Raw genomic sequence first — 1,373 nt, forward strand, 5'->3', positions numbered from 1 at the left:
GAGCCTGTAACTGTAAAATTCCCACTAACTTGTGTATGTGTATTTAATAAAGCAGGATAACTTCTACCTGCTAATATAGAGAATAAGACTCCTCCTGTATTTGTTTGGATCATATACCCATCATTTGCAGCATTAACAGAAACTTGAGTACATAATATATTTCTACTATCCCCTGTATTCTTAAAAATCTGAGGTGTAGTTGCACTATAGCCACTTTCAAAAAGTAATTTATTTGGTATATAAACTCTATCTTGTAAATTTACTGCTCCGTGGAATAAAGCACTTTCATGCACTCGTATAGGCGCTGCATAAGTTGGATTTATACTATATTTATCGAATGTCATATAACTTCCAAAAGAGTTACTTCCAGTTCTATACCCCAAAGTCATGTATCCTTGTTGGTTGTGTGCGAAGGAAAATCCTCTTACATTAGGGTAGTCTGTAAGATAAGAACTGTATATTATCCCTAGTTCTCTTGCATTTCTTTCCCAATCATAAAAATATATATTTGTATTATTTATTTCTATTGCCTTTACACCATTACTATTTTTATTAATAAATGTTCCTGTAATAGTAAGATTTCCACTTGTATCAGACGTTAATACATTTGTTCCTGCTTTATTTTGTATCTTTATAGCTCCGTTTTTAACTGTAAATCCTGTTTTATCCATTACAAATTGTGTAGTAGTTATACTACTTGTTCCTGCATTTATAGCATTGCTTATTGTAGTTGTAATCGCTGTAGCTGTTACTTTTTGCTCTACTGTATTTACTTTAGTTTTTAAAGTGCTTACATCACCATTTATATTTTCTATACTGCTTTCATGCTTAGATACTGTAATGTTTACTCCATCTACTGTAGTCTTAATATTTGTATATTTATCACTTAATGTAGTTATATCATTTTTAACTACAGAGCTTTCTTTAATTATTCCCTCTATCTCGCCCTGTGCTACATTTATTGCAGTTGTATTACTTTCTACAGTGGAATTAATACCATCTACATTAGTTTTAAGAGTATTAAATGCTACTTCTAAACTTTGTCCTACAAAGTCTATTGCAACTTTACTAGCTTGTATTAAGCTTGTATTAGTGTCTTTATTAAGTCCAGTAATAAGAGAACTATAATTAATTTGCTTTTCTCCTATCGCATCTGCTGCAACCATATTGGATTTTATTAAATCATCTGCAATTGCTTTTTCTTTTATTCCAGTATGATCTATAAGTGTTGTAGTACCATCTTCCCCACGCAAAATAAAGTTAAAATTCCCTTGAGTATCTTGCCCCATTTGAATTCTAACTTTATTGCTTTTATCTTTAAATTGCATTGTAGGCCCTACTATAGTTATTCCACCATCATCACTTGCTACAGT

Annotated in this window: 1 pseudogene; it reads right to left on the reverse strand. The window is 31.2% G+C overall.

From position 1 onward, the window contains the following. Positions 1–1,373, reverse strand: a pseudogene (locus tag ACQPUY_RS17680) (hypothetical protein); the annotation flags it as partial.

This window comes from Clostridium nigeriense (genome assembly GCF_050585245.1).
Classification (GTDB): Bacteria; Bacillota; Clostridia; order Clostridiales; family Clostridiaceae; genus Clostridium; species Clostridium nigeriense_A.